A 24,377-nucleotide genomic window follows, 5' to 3' on the forward strand; every position below is an offset into this window, starting at 1 on the left:
GCCATGACCAGCGCTCTCAGGCCTACTGCCGCTTGTATTCCCTGACCGGCGATTTCGTCCCGTCGGTGTAGGTCACCTGCACCGACATCGATTTCACGCTGTCGGCGACCTTGAAATAGCCCTTGGCGTCGTAGGGGATGGCGTAGGGGTCCTTCTTGTCGCAAGGCGGGATCTCGAGCGACCTGTCGAGCGCGGCGCCGTTCAGGCTGTAATGCACCTCCTTGATGGCGCAGCGGTAGGACAGCATCTGGGTGAAATAGACCAGGCCGTGATTGCCGCCGGAATCGAAGGCGATCCACGACGTCCAGAACTGGTCGAGGATCTGTTTGTCGCCTTGCTGCAGCGCGGCGTCCGGATCGAAGCTTATGTCGAACGGGCCGGTCTCGCGGCCCCTTATGTCGAGATATTTTATCGCGATCGTGGTCGCCGCCGTGCTGTCGGGCAACTCGAAGCTCGGATTGGCCATCGGCTTGCCGGTGGTCTGGTCCTTCATCGCCAGGAAGCCGGTGTCGGTGAACGGGCCGCTGTCGCCGAGACGCCAGGAGATCGCGGTCGCCGGCTCGGGCAGCGAAATGGTCATCGACCAGCCCTGGTTGGAGCGCATCGGCGTCAACGAAGGCGCAAAGCGCGCCGGGTCGAGCACGTCGCCAAGGGCTGCCAGCCGGCTGCGGCTGCGGTCCAGCCAGTCGGCCAACTGCGTCTGGTCGACGAAATATTTGAGCAGCCCGCCATCCTTCTCGTTGGACACGAACTTGGTCAGCGCCTGGGCTTCGCTGCGCTTGTCGGCCAGCGTCTGGCTGCCGAGGCGGTCTTCCGAAAACTCCTGCGCCTTGAGGAAATAGGCCGGCGCGTAGTCGGGATTGGCCGTGATGAAGGCGTCGAGCTTGTCCAGCCGCTGCGCGTCCTCGAACTGCAATATATGCACCAGCTTGATCGACAGCGCCTTGCCCTTGTCGGCCAGCTGCCCGAACACTTCGCGCGCGCCCGCCTTGCCGTCCTGCACCCGAAGCAGCGTGGCAAAACGCGTATAAGGGTCGATGGCGTCGACATCGAAACCGGCAAAGGCGAGGTAGGAGCGCCTTGCGTTGAGCATGTCGCCCGACAATTCGTAGACGCGGGCATTGTGGTAGAACTCGTCCGGCCGCTTCGGCTCGGCGATCGCCCCGCCTTGCGCCGAAAGCTGCGCAAACCCCTTGGCGATGGTGTCGATCGAGGCGGCGATCTGCTCGGTCGTCGCCTGCAGCTTTTCGGCCTGGGCCTGCTGCTGTTGCTGGCCGGCGGCGAGCGTGTCGGTGGTCTGCTTGACCGCCTCGACGGTCTTTTGCGTCTGCGCGCCCTGCTGCGTCTGCTGCTGCTGCGCGGACGCGATCTGGTCGGTCTTCTGCGCCACCGTGTCGGTCGATTTCTTGACCTCTTCGACGGTCTTTTGCGTCTGCGTCACCGTCTGCTCGATCTTGGCCACCTTTTCGGAGACGATGCCCATCGACTGCTGCAGCTGCGCGATCGCCGGCACCAGGCCGGCGATGACGCCGTTCTGCGAATTGGTTTCCTTTTGCACGGCAAAGACGCCGCCGGCGACCGCCGCCGCGCTGGTGGCGAACAACAGCGCCGGCAGCGCCTTGGCCGCCAGTACGAGCCTGAGCACAATGGCAATGGCGATGATGGCCGCGGCAATCGACGCGACCAGCGCGATATAGGCGGCGAACGGCGCCAGCGGATTGAGCACGTCGCCAACGGCGCCGCTGATGAAAGCCACGCTGCCGGCCCATTTGCCGGTGCGGCTGAGCGATGCCTTGATAAGCGAGGGCGCTGCGCCCCCGGCCCCGATATTCGTCATGCCACCCCCCAAGCCAGCCAATGCCACGCCCCTTCCCACAGGAAACGCGGCTCTTGCAAGGAAAGACACAGAAACAGGCGTTTTCGGGGCGGATAAATCCTCAAGTTCCTCGCCCTCACTACCGTGCAACGGCATGCACACATTTCCAAGAGGCTGGTCTTTGGCGATAGCCTGCATGGCAGCGCTGGTCGACCCCCACTCCGTCTCGGCTTCGCCGAGCCACCTCTCCCCCGATCGACGGGGTACAGGAAAGGCGCCAGGCTTTTTCGCCGGCAAAGCTCGTGCAGCAATGCTCCCCACCTTTCCCTCCGGAGGGGGGAAAGGTGGCGCTGGGAAGCAGCGACGGATTGGGGGAGCCACGTGGCAATCAAGCCTTGCGTCGATCAGTCACGCCAGGCACAGAAGATGTGTGCATAGCGTAGCGCAAAGCGGGGAAGAGGAACCAGGTCGAGCTCGACAATCCTGGGGCTAACCGCCATTAACCAAATGGACGCATCCAGCGCGTTACGTTAGCTTCGCCTTATCTCAGCAACAGCATCGCCAGAACAGTCCGCCCTTGTCCAAATTGCGTCCTTTCCCGCTTCTCCAGAGAGTTCTCGTCGCCCTTGGCCTGTTGCTGATGGTGGCCGGCTGCTCGACCACGACCCCGCCGGACCAGGTGCTGTCCGTGCCCGCGCCGCCGCAGAAATATGCGGCCATCGTCGTCGACGTCAGGACCGGCAAGCAGATATTCGAGGTCAACTCTACGGCGCAGCGCTATCCGGCCTCGCTGACCAAGATGATGACGCTCTATCTCCTGTTCGAGGCGATGGAGTCCGGCCGCGTGACCAAGGAAACGCAGATCCCCGTCTCCGACCACGCCGCCTCGCAGCCACCGACCAAGATGCGTTTCCGGCGCGGCGAAACCATCGACGTCGATTCGGCCATCCGCGCCATCGTCGTCAAATCCGCCAATGACGTGGCGGTGGCGGTCGGAGAATATCTCGGCGGCTCGGAGGACCAGTTCGCCGCCATGATGACATCCAAGGCGCGCTCGCTCGGCATGACCAGCACCACCTTCCGCAACGCCTCAGGCCTGCCCGACGACGGCCAGATGACCACCGCGCGTGACATGGCGGTGCTCGGCATGGCGCTGCGCCAGCGCTTCCCCCAGCATTTCCACTATTTCTCCGAAAGCGATTTCATGTTCCGCGGCAGGCTGGTGCGCGGCCACAACGACATGCTCGGCCGCGTGCGCGGCGTCGACGGCATCAAGACCGGCTACATCAGGGCCTCCGGCTTCAACATCGTCACCTCCTACAATGCCGACGGCCGCCAGCTGATCGTGGTGGTGATGGGCGCCGACTCGGCCCGCCAGCGCAACGACCATGTCGAGGCGCTGATCCAGCGCAGCCTGTCGCCGACCACGGCCGACGCCAACACCAGGCTGATGTTCGCCGAACAGCAATAGCAAGGGCGGAACCGCTTCACTTCGTCATCCAGGGGTCTGCGCCGCGTCGCTGCGCTCCTTGCTCCGCCCGTGGATGACGAAGTCGGGGTGGCCTCGGCTAATCTCCAGGGTCTCAGATGGCGCGCCGCTATGAACCCGCGAACCGCCCCCAAAAACCCGCAGCCGGCTATTGTTATCCTGTTGTCATGCAATCGTCGGGAAGCCATGGCATAGGCAGCGCAAACCGACAGTGGATATGCCCCGTCACCTCGGCGTATCCTCAAACCAGCAGCGCCACAGCAGGAGCCCGCACCATGAGCACTGTCCCCAAGGCATCCGAGCAGCAGGCGGCGGACACTGAGAACGACAGCGGCGGCGAATATTTCGAGGCGCCGATCACGCCGGAAGACCTGCACGAGGTTTCGGACGAGCATTTCGACACGCCCGAAGTGCCGGACTCAGAACCCACCGGCCTAGGAACGTCGCGCATAAAGCCGAAGAAGAAGCCTTCGGCGATCTCGGGCCGCAAATTCCACAAGCGCGACCTGGTGCGCATCGACACGCTACGCCCGAGCCTGGCCGACCGCATCCGCTCCGACCATCCGGACCTGCCCCGGGGCGCCCGCATCAGCCGCGAGGAGCTCGGCCGCTACCGCATGCGCTATATGGAAGAGCTGCTGCAGCAGGAGCACGGCGAATTCTCCGAGCTCGACCGCCAGGTGGTGGAATCGATCGCCAGACAGGACACGATTTCCGAGAACTCGGAAGAAGAATTCGAGGAGCACCGCACCTTCCCCGACCGCGTCTCGGACAATATGGCCGCCTTTGGCGGCAGCTGGTGGTTCCTGATCTCGTTTGCCGCCGTGCTCTTGGTCTGGATCGGCGTCAATTTGTTCGAGGGATTGAACGGCGCCTTCGACCCCTATCCCTTCATCCTGCTCAACCTCTTGCTTTCCTGCATCGCCGCCATCCAGGCGCCCATCATCATGATGAGCCAGAAGCGCCAGGAGGTGAAAGATCGCCTGCGCTCCTTCAACGAATACCGCGTCAACCTCAAGGCCGAGCTCGAAGTTCGCCATCTGCACGAAAAGCTCGACTACCTCATCTCCCGCCAATGGACGCGCCTGGCCGAGATGCAGCAGATGCAGCTCGACGCGATGAACGAGCTTGCGGGTACCAAGAAGGTGAAGCGGGCCGTGCGCGGGCGGCGGGTGGTGAAGAGTGAGGCGGGGGAGTGACGCTTGGGTTCCTCGCCCCCACGAATGTGGGGGGTCCGAAGGACGGGCGAGACCCGTGGCTCGCCCCGGCAGGGTGGCTCGGCGAAGCCGAGACGGAGAGGGGGAGCGCCATATCCAACAAGCGCACCCGTTAGAGCACTAACCCACCCCACCCCCTTCACAGGACGCCGCTCAATCGCCAATTGCCCGTTGAAGCCCGCGCCGGCTTCCGCTAAGAAGCCGTGACTTGCCGGTTCGCCGGCTGGTTCGTTTTCCGGATTGTCGATCCTGAAAGCACCCGTAGCTCAGCTGGATAGAGCGCTGCCCTCCGAAGGCAGAGGTCACAGGTTCGAATCCTGTCGGGTGCGCCAGACCTTGCACCAGCGCTACAGTCCGCAGACTCCCTTACGACGAAGGCACCCTCGGCTCCTCCACCAGGTAAAACCGATCCTTCGGCGAAAAGTCCGTCACCAGGAACGAGAACGACGCACTCTCCTGCGGGTCGACCTTGCCCTTGCTGAACAGCAGCCGGTCATAGGGTTCGAAGTCGCGTTTGAATTCGGCGAAGCTGTCGGACTTGATCATGTTGTCCACGCGCTGCGCCTGGTCGAAGGACAGCCCGTCGCCATAATCGCTCGGCGCGTTCAGGATCGCCTGCAGCTCGAATCCGAATTCGATCCAGGCCTCGCCGCTGTTGTTGCGGGTGACGATCTTTAGCGGCAAGAAGCCGGTCGCGTAGTTGCCCGTCGATCCGAAGGGCTGGATCGGCCGCGCGGCGCGGATGGTCAGCGTCACCGGGTCGGCGGTGTCCAGTTCCTCGGTGACCACGATCGGGTCGTCGCGGGTCCCGGCGCCCGTGGCCGAAAGGATCCGGAAGCCGCCGCGTTCGTCGGAGAAGGAGTAGGCGCCGGCTTCGAAGATCCCGTCGGCCAAGGCGCGCGGGCAGCTCGCGGCCAGCAAAGCCGCGAATACCTGCACACAGCGCAAGCCCGGACTCGTCATGGCCCGAGTATGATCGACAATTGCCCGGCCGCATACTGCCCGGCCACATGCTGGAGTGACGATTGCCCCTGGTAGGCTATCAAAAGAATGCCGGCCGCTCCGCGCAACGGCATGGCTAGGCCGCCTTGCCTCAGCCTCCCGCCACCGCCCGCACACTCTCCCGCTCCACCAGCGGGCACTCCAGCTTGGTGATCGGATAGCGCCCCTGTCCGGGCGCCGTCGGTGATTCCAGCTGTTCGATCGCCCATTGGCCCATCGCCATGTGCGGCAGGATCGAAGTGGTCAGCGGCGGGAACAGATGCCGGGCGATTTCCTCGTCGTCGTAACCGACCACGGAGATGTCCTGCGGAATATGCAGGCCGGCTTCTTTCAGCGCCTCGTAGCAGCCGATCGCGGTGCGGTCGTTCTGGCAGAAGATGGCGGTCGGGCGGTCTTTGAGCGCGAGCAGCTTGACGGTCGCGGCGTAGCCCGCACTTGCCGACCAGTCGCCCTCGACCACCAGCTCCGGGTCGAAGGGAATGTCGGCGGTGGCGAGCGCGCGGCGGTAGCCTTTCAGCCGGTCCTGCGCCGCCTGCATCCAGGGCTCGCCGGTGATGGTGGCGATGCGGCGGTGGCCGTGGCTGATCAGGTGCCTTGTCGAGTTCTGGCCGCCGGCGATCTCGGAGGGCACCACGGCGGGGAAGGCATAGTCGGCCGTATAGCAATTGAGCAGGATCACCGGAATGTCGAGGCTGTAGAGGAAGTCGGGCGCGGTGATCTCGCGGGTGAAGATGGTCATGTAGATCAGCGCCGAAATGCCCCGCCTTGTCAGCGCCTGGATGGCGCGCGGCTCCATCACGGCGTCGCCCATGGTCTGCGCCACCAGAAGCACGTTGCCGGCATTCCACGAAGCCTGGCGCGCGCCTTCGATCGCCACCACCGCCTCCGGGCTGGTCGCCAGCTGGTCGACGGCAAAGCCGATCACCCCGTCCAGCCCGTCGAAGGCGGCAACAGGCTTGCGCAGCGCCGAGAAGGCGGGTGCGCTGTAGCCAAGCGCCCTCGCGGCCTCGATTACCCGCTCGCGGGTCTGCTGCGACAGCTTGATCCCCGGCGAATTGTTGAGCACGAAGGAAACGGTCGCCTGCGAGCAGCCGGCGGCTCGGGCGATATCGGTCATGGTGACCCGCCCCTTGGGCTTGGCCGGCGCCTTGCGGCGCTTGACCGTCTCGATGGCCGAATCCCTGGTCTCGCTCATGGCGTTCGTGTCCCCAATCACGGTCTGTCTAGCGGCCGCCTGCCGGTCCGACAAGATGGCTCGGCGGTGCCGGTTTATAGAAACCGCCGCTTCGTTTATATCTATTAGCGGCCGTGTGGTCCATCGATCATCAGGCTCCTTATGCGCAGGGACAGTAATGGCTGCACGGCTTCTTGCGTCGTGCGGCCAGGGCATGGGTTCGTCGGTGCACCGTTCGCGGTGGCGCCATGCTGTACCCGAATATCGGCTGAAAACTAATAGTGTTTACTAATACAAAAATGCGCTGTAACGTCAATCCGTCGCGCCCGGCCTTGTTGGGTCCGGAGCGGCGGGAAAGCGAACGTCAATGGTCCGATGGCTTGCGGAGATTGCCTCCGCGAGCCTTGTCTCGGATATGTGATATGTCAGACAAATCGGACTATTTACGAACGAAGGATGAGTCTCTAAAGTCTGCAACCGTGGCTGGAACGAGGCCATTCTTGTGAGTGCCGGGAAACCCTGAGGAGGAGGGGGTATCCAAGCCGCAAACGGCAAATTCAGGTGAGCACGCAATTCTAGTGAGCAAGACGGTCCAGCCCGACGGCTGAACCAAAAAGGGAGGTTGAACATGAAGTCCTTGATACGCAATGCATCCGTGGCCGCCGCGGCCCTGGTTGTCGGCCTGACGGCGACGGCCATCGCGCGCGCCGACGACAAGCCGACACTGGCTTTCGTCGTCAACGGCGCTTCCGATTTCTGGAAAGCGGCCGAAGCCGGCGTCAAGAAGGCGCAGGGCGAACTGCCCGACTACAATCTCGAACTCAAATATCCCGAACAATCCTCGGTCGCCATCCAGCAGCGGCTGATGGACGATCTGGTGACGGCCGGCGTCAAGGGCATCATGGTCTCGGCCGTCGATCCCAAGACCTCGACCGACGGCCTGAACAAGATCGCGTCTGAAACCGCGCTGTTCACCACCGACAGCGACGCGCCGCAGACCAAGCGCGTCGCCTATATCGGCTCGTCCAACGTCGATGCCGGCAAGCAGGCCGCCGAAATCGCCAAGAAGGCGATGCCCAATGGCGGCAAGTGCCTCGGCTTCGTCGGCCTGCTCGGCGCCGACAATGCCAAGGAGCGTATCCAGGGCATGAAGGATGGCCTGGCCGGCACCAAGATCGAACTCGTCGACGTGCGTGGCGACGATATCGACCAGGCGCGCGCCAAGAAGAATGTCGAGGACGCGCTGGTCGCCAGCCCCGACGTCACCTGCATGGTCGGCTTCTATTCCTACAACACGCCGCGCATCTATGAAGCGCTGCGCGATGCCGGCAAGCTCGGCCAGATCACCGTCGTCGGCTTCGATGACGATCCGATCACGCTGGGCGGCGTCAAGGAAGGCACCGTTGCCGCCACTGTCGTGCAGCAGCCCTTCGAATGGGCCTATCAGGGCATGAAGCTGATGGCTGCCTATCTCAAGGGCGACAAGTCGGGCATCCCGGCCGGCAACCTCATCATCATCCCCACCAAGATCATCGGCAAGGATGATGTCGACGCCTACGCCGCCAATTTGAAGGCGATGGCCGGAAAGTAAGACCACAGGCAGTTCAGCCGGCTCAACTTCGCTTGAGCCGGCTGCGCGCATTGACGAACCCTTCGAGGATCGTCAGTCTGCCGGAAGGCCGGCCCGCTAACTGCTGTCAGGCATGATGAACTATTCCGATACATCCATCGCAGCGACGACGCCGTTCCTCAGCCTCGAGAGCGTGCGCAAGACCTATCCGGGCGTCGTCGCGCTGGATGGCTTCTCCATGGAGGTCAGGCCGGGCGAGGTCATCGGCCTCGTCGGCGAGAATGGCGCCGGCAAGTCGACCCTGATGAAGATCCTCGGCGGCGTCACCACGCCGGACACCGGGACGATCACGGTCGACGGCACCGCCCATAAGGGGCTGAGCGTCGAAGGCAGCCTGGGCTCGGGCATCGCCTTCGTCCACCAGGAACTCAATCTGTTCGAAAATCTCGACGTCGCCGCCAACATCTTCTTCGGCCGCGAGCCGCTGCGCGCCGGGCCGCTGAAACTCGTCGACCGCTCGAAGCTGCGCGAGATGGTGGCGCCGCTCTTGAAGCGCGTAGGCGCCAATTTCTCCGCCGATGCGCAGGTCGCCGACCTGTCGCTGGCGCAGCAGCAGATGGTCGAGATCGCCAAGGCGCTGTCGATCAAGGCAAGGCTGGTCATCCTCGACGAGCCGACATCCAGCCTGCCGCTCGCCGAGACCGACAAATTGCTCGACGTCATCAAGGCGCTGAAGGCCGACGGCATCAGCGTCATCTTCATTTCGCACCGCCTGCACGAGGTCGAGCGGGTCGCCGACCGCGTTGTCGTGCTGCGCGACGGCATGCTGGCCGGCACGCTGGGCAAGCGCGACATCAATCACGACCAGATGGTCAAGCTGATGATAGGCCGCATGCTGAAGGAGCGCGAAAAGGCCTCCGAGGCTGCGCGCGCGCCCGGCGCCGTGGCACTTGCGGCCAAGGCCGTCCGCACCCCCACCTATCCCAGCCGGCCCGTCGACCTCGATGTCAGGCGCGGCGAAATCCTCGGCCTTGCCGGCCTTGTCGGCTCCGGCCGCACCGAACTGGCCCGCGTGTTCTTCGGCATCGACGGCAGCCTTGGCGGCACGCTCGAGCTCGACGGCAAGACGCTCGTGCTGGGTTCGGCGGCCGATGCCGTCGCGCAAGGCATTTTCCTGGTGCCGGAAGACCGCAAGCTGACCGGGATCCTGCTCGATCTGTCGATCGCACAGAACATTTCGCTGCCCAATCTGCCGGCGCATGCCAGGCGCTCGCTTGTGTCGGCAAGCGCTGAAACGGCAACCGCCGAGAAGCAGAAGAGAAATCTCGGCATCAAGGCGCCTTCGGTGCAGACGCGCACCGGCACGCTGTCGGGCGGCAACCAGCAGAAGGTCGTGCTTGGCAAGTGGCTGGCCATGAACCCGAAGGTGATGATCCTCGACGAGCCGACGCGCGGCATCGACATCGGCGCCAAGGCGGAAATCTACGGGCTGATGCGCGCGCTGGCCGATGCAGGCGTCGCCGTGCTGATGATCTCCAGCGACATGGAAGAGGTGATCGGCGTGTCCGACCGCATCGCCGTCATGCATGAGGGCCAGATTTCGGGCATTCTCGACAAGGACCAGTTCAGCCAGGAAAACGTGCTGCTGCTGGCTGTGGGCAAGCAGCCTAAATAGTTTTTGCGCTGCGAGACCGCGCAACCTGCTCAGGCAGGCATTGGGGAGACGACGATGAGCAAGAAAGATCTCGGCCTGCTGATCCTGATCCTGGTGGTCGGAGCGATCGTGGCCATCATCAATCCGCGCTTCCTCTTGCCGATCAACCTTGCCAACACCTCGAACCTGATCGGCCTGTTCGGCATCCTGTCGATCGGCCAGGCCTTCGTCATCATCACCGGCGGCATCGAACTGTCGGTCGGATCGGTGGTGGCGCTGCTGGGAACGCTGTTCATCGATTTCATCGCCGTGCGCGAGCTGGACTGGCCGCTGGCCTTCGTGCTGATCATCGCGCTTGGCGCCATCATCGGCCTGGTGCATGGCTGGCTTATCACCAGGCTGAAGCTGCAGCCCTTCGTCGTCACCTTATGCGGCCTCTTGATCTATCGCGGCGTCGCCCGCTTCTACACCGCCGACGGCACCGCCGGCTTCGCCTTCGGCCAGAATTTTCCCGAGCTCGAATTCCTGACAGCCGGACGTTCCTATGGCGTGCCCAACAGCTTCATCGCGCTGATCGTCATCGCCATCGTCATGTGGGTGGTGCTGCACCGTTCGGTGTTCGGCCGCTATCTCTATGCCATCGGCAAGAATGAGGAGGCGGCGAAATATTCCGGCATCCGCACCGGCCGCATCGTCATGGCGGCTTACGTCATCTGCGGCGTGCTGACGGCGCTGTCGGCGATCTATTTCGCCATGTACACGCGCTCGATCTCGCCGGCCAGCCATGGCCAGTTCTATGAACTCTACGCCATCGCCGCCGCCGTGCTCGGCGGCTTCTCGCTGCGTGGCGGCGAGGGCTCGCTGATCGGCGTCATCCTCGGCACCGTGCTGCTGCAGGAGCTGCAGAATCTCGTCAATCTGCTCGGCATCCCGTCCTCGCTCAACTTCGCGGTGATGGGCGGCGTCATCCTCATCGGCGTGCTCGTCGACCAGCAATGGGGTGTGTTCCGCGCACGGCGGCTGATGGTCGATGCCGCCCGCAAGAACGTTGCCGGCGCGCCGGCGGAATAATCGCGGGGCGACGCTGCCGCTTGCCCGACTCCTGTAGATATTATAATAGCATACCCGGTATTGCTCGGGGGGTGTGCGGGACATGCGCTGCGATTTGCGAGGCAAGGTGGCGCTGGTCACGGGAGCGGCTGGCGCCATCGGCAGTTCCATCGCCAGGCGCCTGTCCGACAATGGTGCCGCGGTCGTCGTCGCCGACATCAACGGCGAGGGCGCAAGCCAGGTCGCGGCCGGCTTGACCGATGCCATGGCCTGCGCCACCGACATCCGTGATGCCGCATCGGTCGGCAGCGCGATAGCCGCGATCATGCAGCGTTACGGCCGCCTCGACATCCTCATCAACAATGCCGGCGTCAACACGCTGGCGCATCGTGTCACAATAGACGAATTCCCGGCCGAGGAATGGGACCGCATCACCGGCATCGATCTCGACGGCCTCTACATTATGAGCCGGGCGGCACTCGGTCCCATGCTCGCCGCCGGCAGGGGCGGGCGCATCGTCAACATCGCCTCGGTCGTCGGCCTTGCCGCGATGCGCCTGCAGAGCCCGTTCGTCGCCGCCAAGGCCGGCATCATCCATCTGACGCGGTCTATGGCGATCGAACTCGGCGCCAAAGGCATCCTGACCAACGCGGTCGCCCCGGGTTCGGTGATGACGGCGCTGACCGCCAAGCTGTTCTACGGCGATGACGGCAAGTTCGCCGGCCGCACGCAGGAATTCCTGGCCCATGTGCCGCTCGGCCGCCCGGCCGAGCCACGGGAGATCGCCGAGGCGGTGCTGTTCCTGGCCTCGCCGGCCGCCAGCTACGTCAACGGCCAGGTGCTGGCCGTCGATGGCGGCTGGACGGCGGGATACATGATGTGAGTGGCCCGATGGAAATCGATCTCAACGGCGCCGCGGTGGCCCTCGATGGCGAGACCAACCCGATCGTCGACGCTGTGCTTGCCGCACTGCGTGCCAATGGCGGCACGGTCCTCGAAGCAGGGGATGCCGCCGACATCCTGCTGATGTCCAACCCGCTGCGCCCGGGAACGACGATGCAGGATCCACGCTGCCAGCATGCCGATGCGCGCAGGGCGGCCGTGGCCATGGCCGAGCGCGGTGGCGGGCGCATCGTCTTCCTGATCTCGGCCACCGCCGGCATGCCGATGCGCCGTCATCCGCGCTTTTCCATGGAGAACGCGGCGATTCTAGCCGGCATGCGTGCCTTGGCCATGGAGTTCGGGCCGAAGGTGTTGGTGAATGCCGTCGGCTTCGGCGCGGTCGAGGACGAAACCATGGTCTCGGGCGACAAGGCGATGCTCAGCCACACGCCGGTCGGCCGCGCCGGCTGCATCGAGGAAGCGGTCGCGGCCGTGCTGTTCTTCTGCGATCCGCTCAACACGTACACGACGGGCCAGATGCTGGGCGTCGACGGTGGCTGGACGGCAGGCTATGGCCGCAATTTCTGAATTGCTGAGCATCGGATCGGGAGCGCTCGAAGTCGCGCTGGTGCCGCAAATCGGCGGCTCCGTGAGTTCGCTGCGCTGGCGCGGCATCGATCTTATGCGCCGGCTCTCGGAAGATGATCGCAGATCCGGCAACGTGCTTGGCGTCGCCATGTTTCCGATGACGCCCTATGCCAACCGCATCGCCGGAAACGCCTTCGACTTCGGCGCAAAACGCCAGCAGGTCCTGCCCAACAATCCGCCCGAGAAATTCAACGTCCATGGCAGCGGTTGGCAGCACGCCTGGGATGTCACCGGGGCAGGTGCCGCCAACGCCACCCTGTCGCTGGACATCGCCGCCGGAGCCGAGCCCTATTCCTATCGCGCGACCCAGGCTTTCGCGGTTTCGGATGAGGGGCTGAGCGTGACCATGACCCTGACCAACACCGGTCCGGTCGCCACGCCGTTCGGTTTTGGACTGCATCCCTGGTTCGATCGCGATCCGGACGTGACGGTGCAGTTCAACGCCAGGCGTTTCTATCTCGAAGAGCCCGACGGCATTTCAGGCGATCCCGTCACCTTGCCGCCCGAACTCGACTTTGCCGAAGGCAGACCCCTCCCGGGTGGTTGGCGCAACAATGACTATGGCGGCTGGGGCGGTGAAGCGACGCTGCGCTTTCCGGCTCGCGGCGCGGGACTGCGTATGAAGGCCGACCCGATCTTCAAGCATCTGATGTTTTACGCCGATCCGGCCAAGCCATATTTCTGCGTCGAGCCGCAGACCAACGCCTCCGGCGCCTTCAACCGTGGCCGATGGGATGATGCGGACGAGGGCATCATCGTCCTCGCCCAGGGCGAAAGTGCTGCCGGCACCGTCTGTTTCACGCCCTTTTCGCTTGAGGCCGGGGCATGAGACGGGTGCGCCTAACGGCGATGATCGTCTAAATAAGCCCATTCCTGAGTTTGAAGCGGCGCATGCCACGCACATTGACGGCCCGCCCACGGTTCAACAACTCGCGCATGATCGGCTCCCGCCGTGGCGGCGTCAGATGTTCGAGGATCCGAGCACAGTCATGTTCAAGCAAAATCCCGCGAATAAGTAGGTCGCGCTTCACCAAAGGACTATCCATCACCCGATGAAAGAGCCCGAAGCCGAAGTGTATTTGGCTGCCATTGATGATGGTCCCAATCATATGATTGACCAGCGTCTCTTGTTTAATCTGAATGGCCACGGATGCATTTTTCTCGGCTTCCGCAAGTCGGGCCTTTGTTTCGGCCGAAAACCTGCCAAACTCCGATATTGTAGGCGTTCGCGATTCCTGTTCGAGAATGGTGGAGTCCTTTCCGCGTTTTTCTCCACGCCTTTTTGATTTGGGATTGCCCGCCAGCATTTGTCCGGTTCTTTGAGCGCCTTTCAGAAGCGGGCCAAGATCGTAACCGCGAAGCGCGCCATAAGGGACGTAACGAAGTGTTGCTACCAGCTCGGAGATCGACATCTTGTCGAGCCGAAGCGCGAGCTTGTCGGCGGAATAGATAACATCAACCCGGTAGCCACAACGCTCCAGGCATTGCGAAAAGCCGAGTTCTCCCTTCCGTATCGCGTGGGGGCGAATGTCGTAGGGCCTGTACCCTCGCCAAAATCGCCGAATCTGTGCATCGGCGAATACTTTGCCGGCGACACTAAATGCGTAGCTGCCCATATGATGGGCAAACTCATGGTTCTCGTAGGTGCCAACGGCGTCATAGTCGCTCTGAAGCAGAGCTTTGATCATTGAGTCCAAGCCAGGTCCGGCAATGTAAATGACACTATCGTTCAGATAAATCATACGTTCGGGTCGGAGTTCCTCCGACGCCAGATGCAAGGTCGCGGCACGGTAGGCTCCGAAGTCACGGCCAATGTTGTTACGCACAAGGATGCGGTGCGCAAATGCCCTTAAGGTCACGAGTTCATCCGGACGAAGATCGCCATTGCAGACAACAATGGCGTTGACATGTTGGCGACGAAGCGTCGCCAGGAGGTCGAGAAAGTCGCTCGTAATCCCAATGAGGTGATATTTGACGACGATCGCATAACAATTGCCAATTGCCGGCGTCACGGTCTCATCGGAAACAAATCGCGGCTCGCGTTCGGCCAGAATGCCTGGGAACTGAATTATCTTGGCGGCCAGAACATACGCTCCTGCGGCCGCCCAGTTCGCAATTTGCCCGATCTTTTTCATGGCCGCGCGCCCCCCGGCCCCGACAGATAACACTTCAGTCGACGCTGTGAAATGGTCTACTCATGACGTGCAACGCTCGGTGCGGGGGATGCGAACTTGGACTTCCGAAAGACTATCCGAACGGCAATCGGCAAGAATGGACGCGGCATCGAGATTGGCGCTTCATACTCGCCCATATTGCCCAAGGCCGAAGGTTACAAAACGCTCGTTGTCGATCATACCGATGCCGACGGATTGCGCTCGAAATACGCTGCGATCGGCGTCGACGTTTCACGGCTTGAAACGGTAGATGCCATCGACGATGGAGGCGAATTCAGACAACTCGACCTGACTGGCGAGGGCTTCGACTTCATAGTGGCCAGTCACGTCTTTGAGCATCTCACGGACCCTGTTCATTTCCTCCAACGCTGCGAACGGGCACTCAAGCCGGGTGGGCGGGTGTATCTCTTGATTCCGGATCGTCGATACACCTTCGATTATCTGCGGCCCAGTTGTACCGCGGGCCATCTGTTGGCCGCCTATGTGGCAGGGCAAAAAAGGCATGGCACGGCGGCCATGTTCGATCATCATGCATCGCATGGAACGCGCGGAGGTGTGCAGGTCTGGCTGGAAGGGTTCAAGGGAGAGTATGCTTTCGCCGGAACGCCTCAAGCAGGCTACGCGATGGCAACCAGGCAAGGAGACGACTATGTCGACTGTCACGCCTGGGTCTTCACGCCGTCCAGTTTCCGCCTGGCCATGGCCGATTTGCACGCAGCAGGAGTCCTGGGACTTCGTGAAGAGCAATTTTACCCGACTGTAGGGTGCGAGTTCTTTGCGGTGATGTCCGCCAATCCGGCGACGCATAGTCCCGACAGACTGGCCCTGGCGCTCGACGCGATCAACGAAGCCGGGCCTGAACACATCGCTGCGGCCGTTGTCGATCCTCCCGTGTACATCGGATCAGCGCCGTCAGCCCAAAATGCGATTGATGCATTCAAGGGCCAATGGGTCACCGCGTTCCCGGCAGCGCAAGGCTTGCAGGCGGGCACATCCCATCTGCACGAGGACCCACGCATACTTTGGCTCGCGGAGAAACTGGGTGGCTGGCTCAACGGGAAGCAAGTCCTCGAACTAGGTCCCTTGGAGGCGGCGCATACCGCAACTTTGTTGTCCCAAGGTGCAGGGTCGGTTCTGGCCATCGAGGCCAATCGCGATGCCTTTCTTCGCTGTCTGGTCGCGAAGGAAATCCTTGGCTTGCGCGACGCGAGCTTTCGGCTCGGCAATTTTGTGCCCTTCCTGGAGAGTGAAACAAAGCATTGGCCGCTGATCGTAGCCAGCGGTGTTCTCTATCATATGACGGACCCGCTGCACGTGCTGGACTTGTTGGCGGACCGAACCGATCGCCTGTTTTTGTGGACTCACGTCGTCGACGACAATGCGATGCCGGTCGGTGACCGGCGGCGCGCGGCGCTTGGAGCGCCAGAGCAACGCGACTGGCACGGCCGAACGGTGACGCTTTATCCGCGCCCCTACGGACCGCTTGGCGCATCGACATTTTGCGGAGGCATGGACCCGGTACCGCGCTGGATACATCGCGACGATCTGCTGTGGGGTCTGGCTAAACTGGGGTTCGACGATCTGGCGGTCGCACACGAGACAGCGGACAACGAGCATGGTCCGTCGCTGTCGATCCTGGCGAGGCGCAGCCCCAAGGCTACGCGTAAAGAACCACGGCCCTTACCAACCGCTAAAAAGGTTCTAAAAAGGGTATAGATCTTCGGCAACGTCGGAAAGCGAGACCGGCCAATCCAATTTTGTTTCACCTGTCTTGCGAAACAGGACGGCCGACATCAACGCTCCGGTGTGCATCTCGCCAAAATGCGTCGATATGTTGTGCACTCGGGCCACGATGTATGCCCGCACACCATCGATGGCTTCGATGATTTCAAACCCGGTCGATCTGTTGAGCAAGGCCTTCCAGGAGTGACTCGAAAACCGAAAATAGTCGCACGGCTCTTCGTGCAGAGCCCATGTCTGCGGCGCCAGGATAATCCCCAGAGCGCCTGTCTTGAGAACCCGGTTCATTTCGATCGCGGCCTTCCAGGGCATCAGGAGGTGCTCGAACACCGCAAATGACATGACGGCGTCATAGGTTTTGCGAGGCAGAAAGCGGCTGGCCTCATGGGCGTCTCCAACGATGTCGACGTTCTCGCCGTCCAGAATATCGAAACCGGTGTAGACCCAGCCCGGCGGTAGGCTGTTGCGCCACATTGCACCGGTCCGGTTGCGCGAACCGATCTCCAGCAAATGTCCGCCGGAACGTGACCGCAACTCGGCAAAGAATCTGTTTACCAGGGGCAGTATCGGATCGTTCGGATCTGCCGCCGCAAGCGGGCGCACTTCCTTCGACCCGTCCGCCAATCTTATTTCGAGTTTCACATCCAGCATCTGAGCGTTGTCCAGCCCCGTAAAGACCCGCTCGTCAAATCGGCACGACGCCGCAAGTCGCCCATAGAGACGACTCAAATCCGCACTGGGAAGGCCAGTTTGCGACAGGACGACTGTGCGGCCATCCGGCAGAAGCAAGGCGACCCCAATGACAGGGGATTTTGCGGAAAACGTGAATCCTGAAACGTGAATCGCGCCATGGAAACACGAACTGCGATCGACGATGCAAACAAGCTCGCTACCGATGGCCGGGGCGGTCAAATGTGGTGTCGGACCAGCAATGGTCGAGTCCATGTTCATGGTGGCTTGCCCCCCGCTACAGCCATGGCTGCGGAATTCCGTGCCCTGGCAGGGTAGCGCCTGTGCGCGGCAAACTGAAGGGGCAGGATAATCGGATCTTCAGTCAACCAGCCGATTGCGTTTAGGCTTAGAGAAGCCGCGCCAGCAGGCCGCCATCCACCTGCATGGCGCTGCCGGTGACGAAGGACGCGGCGTCCGAGATCAGGAAGCCTATTGCCGTGGCGACCTCGGAAGGGTTGGCGATGCGGGCAATCCTGTTGGGCTCGAAGGACAGGCCCAGCGCTTCGGCGCCGCCGGCCGCTTCCAGCCCGTCCAGCGTCATGCGGGTGGCGACCGAGCCGACCAGCACGGCGTTGACGCGGATGCGGTCGACGGCATAGTCGAGCGCCATCTGCCGCGACAGGCCGGCGACCGCCGCCTTCGTCGCGGCATAGGCGGGCACGCCGGGAACCGTGGCATCGGCGTGGACGGACGCGATGTTGACGATCGAGCCGCCGCCGGCCGCGCGCAGCAGCGGCAAGGTCGCGCGGCAGACCCGGAAAATGGCTGTGAGGTTGACGGCGATGGTTTTTTCCCACTCCGCGTCGGAAACGTCTTCAAGCCGCTTGCCGGTGGGGTAGATGCCGGCGCAGTTGACGACGGCGTCGAGCCCGCCAAGCCGTTTGGTGGCTGCCGTCGCTGCCGACTGAACCTCCGCTTCGCGGGTGAGATCACACTCGCGGAAGATCAACTGGCTTTTGCCATAGCGGCCGGCAAGGGCCTTGCCCTCCGCGCCGTCCAGTCCGGCGCCGAAAACCCTGGCACCCTCGTCGGCGAGGTACTCCGCGGTCGCCCGGCCAATGCCGGTCGCAGCCCCCGTGACGAAAACACGTTTGCCGGCGAACATCATGCTGAAACCTGTGCAGCCACAGCGTGGCGTTCCGCTTGCGCCGCAGTCACCGAGCGCAGCACGCGGTCCTCGCCGCCTTCGCCACGGCCAAATTCGTCGACGATGCGCCCGTCGGCGACCACGAGGCAGCGATCGCAAAGGCCAATCAGCTCTTCCAGTTCGGAAGCGACGATCAGCAAAGCCACGCCCTTCTCGGCGAGTTCAACCACCAGCCGGTAGATTTCGTGCCGGGTCGCCGCGTCGACGCCCTTGGTCGGCTCGTCGAGCAGCAGCACTTTCGGTGCCCGCATCAGCACACGGGCGAACAACAGCTTCTGCTGGTTGCCGCCCGACAGATGGGTGACCACGGCCTGCGGCGACGACGCCTTGACGTTGAGCGCGCGCATGGCGGTGAGGATGGAGCTCCGCTCCAGTCCGCCGCGCACCATGCCGTGACGCGACAGAGGCGCGAGATTGCCGATGGTGATGTTGGCGCCGACCGGCAGGTTGAACAGCAGGCCGTCGCGTTTGCGATCTTCCGTCAGCAGCGCAATGCCGGCCGCGCGGGCATCCCTGGGCGATTTGATCGACACGGTCTGGCCGGTGACCCGGACTTCGCCCTCTACGGGAACGCGGCCATAGATGCCGTGCAGGATCTCGCTGCGGCCCGAGCCCAGCAGCCCGGCCAGCCCGACGATTTCGCCCGCCGCCACGGACAGGTTGATATCCCTGGCGCCATGGACCGCGCCGCTGTGGCCGGCGACTGTGAGATGGCGCACCTCCAGCGCCGTCGGCGCGCCGACGGGTGCTGCATGTTCAGGAAACAGCCGCTGCAGCCTTTGACCCGACATCGAGAAGATGAAGGTCTCGGCATCGAAGTCCTCGCGCGCGATCCGTACCGCCACCTGCCCGTCGCGCAGCACCGTGGCGCGGTCGCAGATGGCGAGCACCTCGGGCAGGCGGTGGGTGATGTAGATCATCGCCACGCCTTGTGCCTTCAGGCGGCGCAGCACGGCGAACAGCGCATCGACCTCGGTGCCGGAGAGCGAGGCCGTCGGCTCGTCCAGCATCAGCACGCGTGGCTTCGTGACGATGGCACGCGCAATCATCACCAGATGACGCTGCGCCGAGGTCAGCGACGCGACATAGGCCCTGGGGTTGATGTCGATGCCGAGGTCGGCAAAGATTTCGCCGGCCCGCTGCTCGAGCTTGCGCTGATAAACCAGCATGCCGGTGCCCAGCCCGGTGCGGCCGGCAAAGACATTCTCGGCGACCGACAGCTGTTCGAGCACCTCGATTTCCTGCGGCACGTAACCTACGCCGTTCGATCGCGCATCGGCCGGCGAAGCGAAGCTGATGGGCCGGCCGTCGAGCTGGATCGTGCCGGTGTAGGAACCGGCCGGATGCACGCCGTTGAGGATCTTGACCAACGTCGACTTGCCGGCGCCGTTCTGGCCGAGCAAGGCGTGGATCTCGCCGGCCACGACATCGAAATCGACGCCGCGCAGCGCCTGCACGCCGCCGAAATTCTTGGCGATGGCGGTGGCCGAAAACAGCGGCGCTTGGGTGGTGATTGACAAGGCGCATCCCTTCGGAAAGCGCCGGGCCTGCAAGGCGCGGGCCCGGCGGCAGGTGTTACTGGCCGGCGCTGTCCAGCATCTTGTAATAGGGATCGAGATCAGCTGCGGTGATCACCTTTGCCGGCAGCGGATTGCTGTAAGGCACGGTCTTGCCCTGGGCGAGATCGCCGAGCAGTTCGGCGACCTTGGCGCTCTCTTCATAGAGCGGCTGCGCGACGATGCCGTAGGCGGCGCCGGATTTCACCAGATCGAGATTCTGCCTGATATAGTCCATGCCGACGATGACGACGTCGCGTCCGGCCTTGCGGGCGGCGCCCGACCAGGTCTGGATGCTGTTGCCGGTGGTGCCGAAGGCGGCGGTCACATCGGGATTGCCCTGCAGGATCGCCACCGCCTTTGCCTCGGCCGCCGACGGCTCAAAGCCTTCCATCTGCGTGTCGAGCACCTTGATGCCTGGATATTTCGCCGCGATGGTCTTGCGGAAGGCATCCGACATGGCGTTTTCGGTGTCGTTGGAAGCGCCCTGCGTCAACGCTACGGTGCCCTTGCCGCCGAGCTTGTCGCCGATCGCGATCGCGGCATTGGTTCCCGCTTCGGCGATGTTCTCTCCCGTTGCCGCTTTCAGGCCGTTGACGGTCCCTTCGGGCGGCAGGACGTGCCAGGTGACGATCGGGAAACCTTCCTTGGCCAGTTTCGAGATGTAGGAATAGATGGCCGGATCGGGACCGTAGACGCCGATCGCGTCGTATTTGGTGCGGGCAAGGGCGGCCTCGGCAAGCGGCAAGGTCGCCGGAATATCCCAGTTGGTGGCGCTCGGGTCGCCGACCACCTCGCAGGTGTAGCCAAGTTCCTTGCACTTGCTGAGGAAGCCCGCCTGCATCAGCCGGTGCACCGGGTGATCCTTCATCGCCTGCACCCAGAGCAGGTGGATGTCCGCCGCCCGGGCCAGGCTCGCCGAGCCGAGCGAGGTGGCGAGTGCCGCCGCCAACAATGCGGTTCGGATCAGCCGCTTTTTCAAATGGATTTTCATGCCTTACCTCCCTTGGTTCGCCGGCATTTTTGCCGGCGCAATATCCGCGGCCTCTCAGGCGCCGGCAATGAAGTAGCGGCGCCGCACTATGTCGAGGCCGACAGCCATGACCATGATCACGCCGACCGCGATCTGCTGCCAGTTGGAGTTGACGCCAATGACGACGAGGCCGCTCTGCACCACTTTCAGCATCAGGATGCCGACGACGCCGCCGGCCACCGTGCCGGCGCCGCCGAACAGGCTGACGCCGCCGACCACGACACCAGCGATGACGGTCAGTTCCCAGCCGCTGCCGATCGAAGTGCCGCCACTGCCGAGATCGGCCATGACGAACATGCCGGCGATCGCCGACAGCGCGCCGACAGTGATGAAGGCGCCGATCTTGTAGGCGCTGGTGTTGATGCCGACGAGATGCGCCACTTCCTTGTTGCCGCCGGTGGCATACATGTTGCGCCCGAGCACGGTGCGCCGCAGCACGAAGTCGGCAACGAGGGCGGCGACGATGAAGAAGGCAAAGCTCCAGCCGAGACCGAAGGCGAGATCGGTGCCGCCAATGGTGTTGATCGCCTCGGGCAGCGGATAGACCGGATAGCCGCCCGTCACCACCTGGATCAGGCCCTGGCCGATGAACAGCATGCCGAGCGTCTGGATGAAGGCAGGGATGCCCAGCCTGACGACGATCAAGCCGTTGAGGAGGCCGATCAGCGCGCCGACGCCGATGCCGCCGAGAATGCCGACGCTCACTGGCAGGGCGGCCGCGGTCATCAGCTTGGCGGCGACTACGGCCGACAGTCCGGCCACCGAGCCGACCGACAGGTCGAACTCGCCGGCGACCAGCAGAATGGTCTGGCCGATGGCGATGATGCCGACAAAGGAGACGACGTTGAGAATGGCGCGGACGTTGCGCTCCGACAGGAAGGCCGGCTCGAGCAGCCAGAAGAAGGCGATCAGCAAAGCCATGGCCGCCAGCACGCCGACCTCACCGACGGCAATCAAGCCGATCAGTCGCCGCCGGAACGATCGCGCGTCCCTGGGCGGCGCGCTCACCTCAGCCGCGCTGTTCATCCCGACCTCCCTGGCAGCGACCGTTGCCGCTCTTGCGGCCGGCCCCATGCGCCCGCGCCGATCCTGGCGCGCTCCTCTCGGCCATTAAGATTATAATATTATAACTTGTCAACGCTGAAATTTTCTGGCGGTGCATAGCTGGGTCCATCGCTGGAAAGCACTCTCGGCAACCGCTATGAATGGACGTTTCGGCGTGATCCGCAGGACATTGCCTTGGTGGATAGCGCTTTCTTGGAGCAGGGTGATGGTCGACAAGCCGCCGGCGGGCGAAAAGAAGCCGCAACGCCTCGGCGTCCGCGAGATCGCCAAGCGTGTCGGTGTGGCGCCGATGACGGTGTCGCGCGCGCTGTCCAATCCCGACATGGTCTCGCCGGAAACGCGCGCCAAAGTGCTGGAAGCCATCGAACAGGCCGGCTTCGTACCCAACCGGCTTGCGTCCAGCATGCGCGGCAACGGCCGCATGATCGGCACTGTCGTGCCGCCGCTGATCAATTCGGGCATTGCCGAACAGGTGCAAGGCATGTCCGACGAATGCCATGAGAGCGGCTACTCGATGCTCCTGGTGCAAGGCGAGTTCACGCAGGAGGCCGAGGAGAAGTCGATCCGCAACCTGCTCGGCTGGCGCCCGGTCGGCATGATCCTGCAGAGCTTCGTGCAAAGCGAGACCGCGCGCGCATTGCTGAAGAGCAGCGGCGCCCCGGTGGTCGAAATTTCCGAAATCAAGGGCCGCAAGCCGATCGACATGGTGGTCGGCGTCTCCAACTTCGAGACCGCCTATGCCATGACCATGCATCTGGCGGCCAAGGGCTACAAGCGCATCGGCTTCGTCTCGACGCCGATCCACGGCAATGACCGCCTGCGGCAGCGCCGCACCGGTTACCACGCCGCCCTGACGGAACTCGGGATCAAGAACCATGCCGACATGGAGGTCGAAGTGCCGATCACCGCGCAGGGCGGTGCCGAGGCGCTGGTGACGCTGACTTCCCGCCACCGGGATATCGATGCCATCTTCTTTTCCAGCGACACGCTCGCGGTCGGCGCCGTGCAGGAATGCCACCGCCGGCGCTGGGCGGTGCCGGGCAGGATCGCCATCGCCGGCTATGGCGACATGGATCTCGCCGCGCAGCTCTATCCGCCGCTGACCACGGTGAAGGTCAACCGCTACGAGATGGGCCGCCGTGCGGTGCGGCAATTGCTGGCACGGCTCGGCGGCGACACCAAGGTGCCGACCATCACCAGCCTCGGCTTCGAGATCGTCGATCGCGAAAGCGCGTGACGGATTAGAGGCCACGCTGCCCCGCTTCTTCCCGCCGCCCGAGCCGTTTTTCCCATCCTTCCGCATGGACGTTGAGATAGGCGTTGGGATCGTAAGGGTGGTTCTTGATCGCCTCGATGTTGAGATCGATGCCGAGGCCTGGCGCGTCGGGCAGTGACAGATGGCCATTGTCCGGATCGACGGTCGGGTGCCAGGTCACGAGATCGCGCGTCCACGGGTCGTTGAAAGCGTCGAAGTGCTCCTGGATGAGGAAGTTCGGCACCGCGGCCGCCAGCTGCAGGCACACCGCCGTCGCTACCGGTCCGCCGCTCTGGTGCGGGGCGATGTGGCTGCCATGAGCAAGCGCGAGGTTGGCCACCTGCATGGACGGCGCGATACCGCCGAGCGACATCGGTTCGGGCTGGAAGATGTTGACGCCCCCACCTGCGGCCAGCGTGTAGAATTGCCCGACCGTGTCGTACATTTCGCCGGTCGCCACGGGGATCGGTGAGCGATGCGCCACTTCGTGCACCGTCTCTTGCCGGTCGCGCGAGGTCGGCTCCTCCCACCAGAAGATGTCGAGATCGGCAAATTTCTGCGCTGCCTGCAGGGCGGCGATCTCGGTGAAGCGCGCATGCACGTCGATCAGGATCAGCGTGTCCCGAGGCAGTTCATCACGCAATTTTCGGCAGATCGCGTAGGAAAGCTCCAATTCCTCGCGCGAGATAAAACCTTGCGCTGTGCCGAACGGATCGAGCTTGAACGCCTTGAACCCCTTGGTTAGAACCGCCTTGGCGGCCTCGAGGAAGGCCTCCGGCGTGCGCTCGGTGCGGTACCAGCCATTGGCGTAGCCGAGCACGCTGTCGCGCACCTGGCCGCCGAGCAACTGGTGGATCGGCACGCCGAGGCTTTTGCCCAGAATGTCCCAGCAGGCAACCTCGATCGCCGCGATCACCGTGCGATGGATGTGGCCGCCGTCGAGCGAGACACTATCCAGCATGCGCTTGGCCAGCGCATTGATGCGGCGCGGATCCTGGCCGATGGCGAGATGCTTGAGCTCGTGCACGCCGGCTTCGGTGGTCTTGATGAAGCCGTTCAGCGTGCCTTCGCCGATCCCATGGATGCCCTTGTCGGTATGGACCTTGACGAACAGCCAGTTCTTCCAGCCGGCGCCGACGGCAAAGGTCTCGATTTCGGTGATTTTCATGCGCG

The 24,377-nt window shown here is 63.4% G+C and carries 20 protein-coding genes and 1 tRNA gene; 11 read left to right on the plus strand and 10 right to left on the minus strand.

From position 1 onward, the window contains the following. Positions 1-22: 22 nt before the first annotated feature. Positions 23-1,837, minus strand: a complete 1,815-nt coding sequence (locus ACLGL5_RS07975) for a chemotaxis protein (RefSeq protein WP_069090726.1) — start codon at positions 1,835-1,837, stop codon at positions 23-25. 556 nt (positions 1,838-2,393) lie between these two features. Between ACLGL5_RS07975 and ACLGL5_RS07980 the strand changes: the two genes are divergently transcribed. The 3 genes from ACLGL5_RS07980 (at position 2,394) to ACLGL5_RS07990 (ending at position 4,854) form a co-directional block, all read left to right on the plus strand. Next, complete coding sequence (locus ACLGL5_RS07980; RefSeq protein ID WP_069090727.1) at positions 2,394-3,287, plus strand: D-alanyl-D-alanine carboxypeptidase family protein; 894 nt, start codon at positions 2,394-2,396, stop codon at positions 3,285-3,287. A 293-nt stretch (positions 3,288-3,580) separates the two neighbouring features. Then, positions 3,581-4,504: a DUF1003 domain-containing protein gene (locus ACLGL5_RS07985; protein WP_019862550.1), complete on the plus strand. Its 924-nt coding sequence runs from the start codon at positions 3,581-3,583 to the stop codon at positions 4,502-4,504. Between the two features lie 273 nt (positions 4,505-4,777). Then, a tRNA-Arg gene (locus ACLGL5_RS07990) sits at positions 4,778-4,854 on the plus strand. 34 nt (positions 4,855-4,888) lie between these two features. Here the strand turns inward: ACLGL5_RS07990 and ACLGL5_RS07995 are convergent. Then, complete coding sequence (locus ACLGL5_RS07995) at positions 4,889-5,461, minus strand: hypothetical protein (RefSeq protein WP_245307245.1); 573 nt, start codon at positions 5,459-5,461, stop codon at positions 4,889-4,891. Between the two features lie 154 nt (positions 5,462-5,615). Then, the gene (locus ACLGL5_RS08000) at positions 5,616-6,719 is read right to left on the minus strand and encodes a LacI family DNA-binding transcriptional regulator (protein ID WP_171903236.1); all 1,104 of its coding nucleotides are present in this window, start codon (positions 6,717-6,719) and stop codon (positions 5,616-5,618) included. Positions 6,720-7,326: 607 nt separating this feature from the next. Here ACLGL5_RS08000 and ACLGL5_RS08005 point away from each other — a divergent pair. From ACLGL5_RS08005 to ACLGL5_RS08030, 6 genes are all read left to right on the plus strand, one after another. After that, positions 7,327-8,289: a sugar-binding protein gene (locus ACLGL5_RS08005; protein ID WP_019862553.1), complete on the plus strand. Its 963-nt coding sequence runs from the start codon at positions 7,327-7,329 to the stop codon at positions 8,287-8,289. Between the two features lie 115 nt (positions 8,290-8,404). Further along, on the plus strand, positions 8,405-9,943 hold the full coding sequence (locus ACLGL5_RS08010; RefSeq protein ID WP_038651343.1) for a sugar ABC transporter ATP-binding protein: 1,539 nt from the start codon (positions 8,405-8,407) through the stop codon (positions 9,941-9,943). 54 nt (positions 9,944-9,997) lie between these two features. After that, entirely contained in the window at positions 9,998-10,993 is a 996-nt protein-coding gene (locus tag ACLGL5_RS08015; RefSeq protein ID WP_020629113.1) for an ABC transporter permease, read from the plus strand. A gap of 82 nt (positions 10,994-11,075) precedes the next feature. After that, complete coding sequence (locus tag ACLGL5_RS08020) at positions 11,076-11,855, plus strand: SDR family NAD(P)-dependent oxidoreductase (protein ID WP_064985212.1); 780 nt, start codon at positions 11,076-11,078, stop codon at positions 11,853-11,855. Positions 11,856-11,863: 8 nt separating this feature from the next. Next, the gene (locus tag ACLGL5_RS08025; protein ID WP_019862557.1) at positions 11,864-12,442 is read left to right on the plus strand and encodes an SDR family oxidoreductase; all 579 of its coding nucleotides are present in this window, start codon (positions 11,864-11,866) and stop codon (positions 12,440-12,442) included. Then, positions 12,426-13,331 (plus strand): aldose 1-epimerase, encoded by a 906-nt coding sequence (locus tag ACLGL5_RS08030; RefSeq protein ID WP_069090728.1) that lies wholly within the window; start codon positions 12,426-12,428, stop codon positions 13,329-13,331. Before ACLGL5_RS08025 ends, ACLGL5_RS08030 begins: the two co-directional genes overlap by 17 nt. 28 nt (positions 13,332-13,359) lie before the next feature. Here ACLGL5_RS08030 and ACLGL5_RS08035 read toward each other — a convergent pair whose 3' ends face one another. After that, on the minus strand, positions 13,360-14,637 hold the full coding sequence (locus ACLGL5_RS08035; protein ID WP_245307012.1) for a rhamnan synthesis F family protein: 1,278 nt from the start codon (positions 14,635-14,637) through the stop codon (positions 13,360-13,362). Between the two features lie 96 nt (positions 14,638-14,733). On the opposite strand from ACLGL5_RS08035, the gene ACLGL5_RS08040 reads away from it, so the two are divergent. Further along, positions 14,734-16,392: a methyltransferase domain-containing protein gene (locus tag ACLGL5_RS08040; protein WP_245307014.1), complete on the plus strand. Its 1,659-nt coding sequence runs from the start codon at positions 14,734-14,736 to the stop codon at positions 16,390-16,392. On the opposite strand, the gene ACLGL5_RS08045 is transcribed toward ACLGL5_RS08040, so the two are convergent. From ACLGL5_RS08045 to ACLGL5_RS08065, 5 genes are all read right to left on the minus strand, one after another. Beyond that, positions 16,378-17,367, minus strand: a complete 990-nt coding sequence (locus tag ACLGL5_RS08045) for a class I SAM-dependent methyltransferase (protein WP_223217825.1) — start codon at positions 17,365-17,367, stop codon at positions 16,378-16,380. The two genes, ACLGL5_RS08040 and ACLGL5_RS08045, sit on opposite strands and share 15 nt — an antisense overlap. A gap of 127 nt (positions 17,368-17,494) precedes the next feature. Next, positions 17,495-18,256, minus strand: a complete 762-nt coding sequence (locus tag ACLGL5_RS08050; RefSeq protein WP_069090730.1) for an SDR family NAD(P)-dependent oxidoreductase — start codon at positions 18,254-18,256, stop codon at positions 17,495-17,497. Continuing rightward, positions 18,253-19,815: a sugar ABC transporter ATP-binding protein gene (locus tag ACLGL5_RS08055; protein WP_069090731.1), complete on the minus strand. Its 1,563-nt coding sequence runs from the start codon at positions 19,813-19,815 to the stop codon at positions 18,253-18,255. The genes ACLGL5_RS08050 and ACLGL5_RS08055 overlap by 4 nt, the downstream gene beginning before the upstream one ends. A gap of 55 nt (positions 19,816-19,870) precedes the next feature. Then, the gene (locus ACLGL5_RS08060; protein WP_069090732.1) at positions 19,871-20,845 is read right to left on the minus strand and encodes a sugar ABC transporter substrate-binding protein; all 975 of its coding nucleotides are present in this window, start codon (positions 20,843-20,845) and stop codon (positions 19,871-19,873) included. Positions 20,846-20,899: 54 nt separating this feature from the next. Beyond that, positions 20,900-21,910, minus strand: coding sequence for an ABC transporter permease (locus ACLGL5_RS08065; RefSeq protein WP_069090733.1), 1,011 nt, complete (start codon positions 21,908-21,910; stop codon positions 20,900-20,902). 244 nt (positions 21,911-22,154) lie between these two features. Here ACLGL5_RS08065 and ACLGL5_RS08070 point away from each other — a divergent pair, with 244 nt between their 5' ends. Continuing rightward, complete coding sequence (locus ACLGL5_RS08070; RefSeq protein WP_027047628.1) at positions 22,155-23,186, plus strand: LacI family DNA-binding transcriptional regulator; 1,032 nt, start codon at positions 22,155-22,157, stop codon at positions 23,184-23,186. Positions 23,187-23,190: 4 nt separating this feature from the next. Here ACLGL5_RS08070 and ACLGL5_RS08075 read toward each other — a convergent pair whose 3' ends face one another. Next, a complete protein-coding gene (locus tag ACLGL5_RS08075) occupies positions 23,191-24,372 on the minus strand; it encodes a mandelate racemase/muconate lactonizing enzyme family protein (protein WP_069090734.1) in 1,182 nt (393 codons plus the stop codon). Positions 24,373-24,377: the final 5 nt, after the last annotated feature.

The organism is Mesorhizobium sp. U510 (assembly GCF_059180695.1).

Coding starts and splice junctions, on each gene's coding strand:
- ACLGL5_RS07975 (WP_069090726.1), bottom strand. CDS start 1,837: ATGACGAATATCGGGGCCGGGGGCGCAGCGCCCTCGCTTATCAAGGCA.
- ACLGL5_RS07985 (WP_019862550.1), top strand. CDS start 3,581: ATGAGCACTGTCCCCAAGGCATCCGAGCAGCAGGCGGCGGACACTGAG.
- ACLGL5_RS08000 (WP_171903236.1), bottom strand. CDS start 6,719: ATGAGCGAGACCAGGGATTCGGCCATCGAGACGGTCAAGCGCCGCAAG.
- ACLGL5_RS08005 (WP_019862553.1), top strand. CDS start 7,327: ATGAAGTCCTTGATACGCAATGCATCCGTGGCCGCCGCGGCCCTGGTT.
- ACLGL5_RS08010 (WP_038651343.1), top strand. CDS start 8,405: ATGAACTATTCCGATACATCCATCGCAGCGACGACGCCGTTCCTCAGC.
- ACLGL5_RS08015 (WP_020629113.1), top strand. CDS start 9,998: ATGAGCAAGAAAGATCTCGGCCTGCTGATCCTGATCCTGGTGGTCGGA.
- ACLGL5_RS08020 (WP_064985212.1), top strand. CDS start 11,076: ATGCGCTGCGATTTGCGAGGCAAGGTGGCGCTGGTCACGGGAGCGGCT.
- ACLGL5_RS08025 (WP_019862557.1), top strand. CDS start 11,864: ATGGAAATCGATCTCAACGGCGCCGCGGTGGCCCTCGATGGCGAGACC.
- ACLGL5_RS08030 (WP_069090728.1), top strand. CDS start 12,426: ATGGCCGCAATTTCTGAATTGCTGAGCATCGGATCGGGAGCGCTCGAA.
- ACLGL5_RS08035 (WP_245307012.1), bottom strand. CDS start 14,637: ATGAAAAAGATCGGGCAAATTGCGAACTGGGCGGCCGCAGGAGCGTAT.
- ACLGL5_RS08045 (WP_223217825.1), bottom strand. CDS start 17,367: ATGAACATGGACTCGACCATTGCTGGTCCGACACCACATTTGACCGCC.
- ACLGL5_RS08050 (WP_069090730.1), bottom strand. CDS start 18,256: ATGATGTTCGCCGGCAAACGTGTTTTCGTCACGGGGGCTGCGACCGGC.
- ACLGL5_RS08060 (WP_069090732.1), bottom strand. CDS start 20,845: ATGAAAATCCATTTGAAAAAGCGGCTGATCCGAACCGCATTGTTGGCG.
- ACLGL5_RS08065 (WP_069090733.1), bottom strand. CDS start 21,910: ATGAACAGCGCGGCTGAGGTGAGCGCGCCGCCCAGGGACGCGCGATCG.
- ACLGL5_RS08070 (WP_027047628.1), top strand. CDS start 22,155: ATGGTCGACAAGCCGCCGGCGGGCGAAAAGAAGCCGCAACGCCTCGGC.
- ACLGL5_RS08075 (WP_069090734.1), bottom strand. CDS start 24,372: ATGAAAATCACCGAAATCGAGACCTTTGCCGTCGGCGCCGGCTGGAAG.